Annotated in this window: 3 protein-coding genes; all 3 read right to left on the bottom strand. The window is 73.1% G+C overall.

Annotated features, from left to right (window positions below; translation table 11 throughout):
• Nucleotides 1–605, bottom strand: a 605-nt coding sequence (locus ACJA3G_RS34435; RefSeq protein ID WP_406556962.1) for a hypothetical protein, incomplete at its 3' end; no start/stop codon positions are given.
• Between the two features lie 164 nt (nt 606–769).
• The gene (locus ACJA3G_RS34430) at nt 770–1,228 is read right to left on the bottom strand and encodes a sec-independent translocase (protein WP_406556963.1); all 459 of its coding nucleotides are present in this window, start codon (nt 1,226–1,228) and stop codon (nt 770–772) included.
• Nucleotides 1,229–1,396: 168 nt separating this feature from the next.
• The coding region (locus ACJA3G_RS34425) for a S1C family serine protease (RefSeq protein WP_406556961.1) at nt 1,397–2,839 on the bottom strand (1,443 nt) is incomplete at its 5' end.

The following is a 2,839-nucleotide window of genomic DNA, read 5'->3' as shown; positions in this document are numbered from 1 at the left end:
ATCCCGCCCCCGGCGGAGCCGGCCAGCACCCACCCGAACTCGGACTCCCGGTAGTGGAACGGCGTCGCGACCCCGTCGACCGGCAGCGAGAGCGTGGTCCAGTCCGCCCCGGAGAGGTCGTCCGCCAGCTCCCAGGCCGCCTCGGTCTGCTGGTCCAGCCACTCACCGCGCCGCACGTGGTCCATCTGGGCGGGCCAGGTGAAGGAGAGCAGCCCGGACCCGGCCAGCCAGGCCGCGGAGGAGACCGTGGTGGCCTCCAGCACTCCCGTACCGTCGCCGCTGCGGCGGGTGGGGTTGGCCGGGAGGCTCACCACCACCGCGAAGCGCTCGCGGTCGGCGGCCGAGCGGTCGGCTGTGTCTTCGCGGGCCGGCCGTATCGACGGCTCGTCGCCGTGGCCGATGGAGCCGTGCTGCACGGTGCCGTCGGCGGCCGTGGCCACCTGCATCAGCCAGCGCGGCCCGGTGAAGGCCTGGTCCAGGCCGTACCAGGCGAACGGTGCCCGCAGAAAGCCGTCTACCGTACGCCGGGCCGCCGGCACCCCTTCTGGTGTGGACGGGGTGTCCTCGGTGGACCCCTGTGCCGAAACCCGACTCGTCGTCTCCACTGCCCGGCCGCCTCCTCGATCCGTAGGTGTCCGCAGCGGCCCGCCCCCCTCGGGCGTCCTGGCTGCCGGACCTATGGAGGATAGCCACCCCGGTCGCGTCCACCGGGAATGACGGTACGGACGTGGCTCGGATTGACGTTGCGTACGAAATTCGGGGGGTGGTGTCAGGTCGCGTCGGCGTCGAACGGGGGGCGCTCGCCCGGGTCGAGCTTCTCGCGCTTCTTGAGGAGGTCGGGCGTGCCCGGCACACCCGCGGCCGAGCCGTTGGCGGCGGCCGTCGGGGCGGTGGAGGCGCTCTCGCGTCCGTGCACCGCGTCCGCGACCTCCTCCATGTCCTTGCGCAGGTCGAAGCTGTTGCGGATCTCCTTGAGACCCAGGTCGTCGTTGTCGAGGAGCTGCTTGCGCACGAACGTCTTCGGGTTCAGGTCCTCGAACTCGAAGTCCTTGAACTCGGGGCCGAGTTCGGCGCGGATGTCCGCCTTGGCGGTCTCCGAGAAGCTGCGGATCTTACGGATGAACCCCGAGACGTCCTGGATCAGCTTGGGCAGCTTGTCCGGGCCGAAGATGAGCACAGCGAGGACCACGAGGGTGACGAGCTCCATGGGCCCTATGTCGTTGAACACCTGCTGCTCCTCGTGGCTGCTGCTCCCGGGTCCAGTCATGGACCGCTCCACGGTACCCGCCGAAACTGTCGAAACGGTACCTACCCGGTGACCTTTGGCCGCCGCTCACCCGTCGGGTGACCGATAGGTGACCCGGGGTGCGGGCCGCGGCGGCGTCCCGGTCGTACGTCAGGACGTGGCGGAGCCCAGTGTGAGGGTGAGCCGCTGGTCCTGGCCGCCCCGCCTGAGCGTCAGCTCCAGACGGTCGCCGGGGCGGTGCGCGCGGATCTTGACGATCAGCTCCTCGGCGCTGTGCACCCGCTGGCCGTCGACCTTGGTGATCACGTCCTCGGGCTTGATGCCCGCGGTGGCGCCGGGGCCGCCGGGGGTCACGGAGGGCTTGCCGTCGGCTGCCTTGGCACCGACCCGGGCCCCGTCGCCGGAGTACTTCATGTCGAGGGTGACCCCGATGACCGGGTGGGTGGCCCTGCCGGTGTTGATCAGCTCCTCGGCGACCCGCTTGCCCTGGTTGACGGGGATGGCGAAGCCGAGCCCGATGGAGCCGCCCTGGCCGCCGCTGTCGCTGTTGCCCGCGGCGCGGATGGCGCTGTTGATGCCGACGACGTGCGCGCGCGAGTCGAGCAGGGGGCCGCCCGAGTTGCCCGGGTTTATCGGGGCGTCGGTCTGGAGCGCGTCGACATAGCTGACATCGCTGCCGTCACCCTTCTCACCGCCCGCGGTGATGGGGCGCTCCTTGGCGCTGATGATGCCGGAGGTGACGGTGTTGGAGAGGTCGAAGGGGGCGCCGATGGCCACCACCGGGTCGCCGACCTGGACGTTGTCGGAGTTGCCGAGCGGCAGCGGCTTCAGCCCGGAGACACCGGTCACCCGGACCACGGCGAGGTCGTACCCGGAGTCGCGGCCGACCACCGTGGCGCGGGCGCTCTCGCCCCCGCTGAAGGTCACGCTGATGTCGCCGGACGAGCCCGCGGGCTGCACGACGTGGTTGTTGGTGAGGATGTGTCCGGCGTTGTCGAGGACGAAGCCGGTGCCGGTGCCGGACTCGCTCTCCCCGCTGACGTGCAGCGTGACGACGCCCGGCAGGGCGCTCGCGGCGATCCCGGCGACGCTGTCGGGCGCGCGGCCGATGGGCCCCTTGCCGGCCTGCGGGAGGCTGACGTGGGTGGTGCCGGTGCGCTCGACGTACGCGCCGATCCCGCCGCCGATGCCGCCCGCGACCAGCGCGAGGACGACGGCCCCGAGGACCAGCGGCCCGCGCCGGGGCTTGCGCCCGAGCGGCACCCCGGCCGTGCTCAGCGGCTGCGGCCCGGCCGCGCCCCACGGGTCGTACTGCACCCACTGGGACGAGGGCGGGACCGGCGGCGCGCTGTCCGGTACGGCGTACGGAGCCGGGGCCTCCGGCGCCGGGTACGTCCCCTGGGGCGGCACTGCACCGGCAAGCGGCGCCGGATGCTGGACGGGCGGCGCGGGCGCCCACGGGCCGGGCCCGCCGTACGGCGGCGTCCCGTACGGATCGGGCTCGTGCAACGGCCGCCGGGGCGGCACGCTGCCCTCGGCCTCCGGACCCGGGCCGTCGAAGGGCGACTCGACCGGGGCGGGCGGCTCGTGGGC

Origin of the sequence: Streptomyces sp. YS-3, assembly GCF_045257485.1 — a bacterium.
Taxonomy (GTDB): domain Bacteria; phylum Actinomycetota; class Actinomycetes; order Streptomycetales; family Streptomycetaceae; genus Streptomyces.
This window is presented reverse-complemented; position numbering and strand designations above follow the sequence as displayed.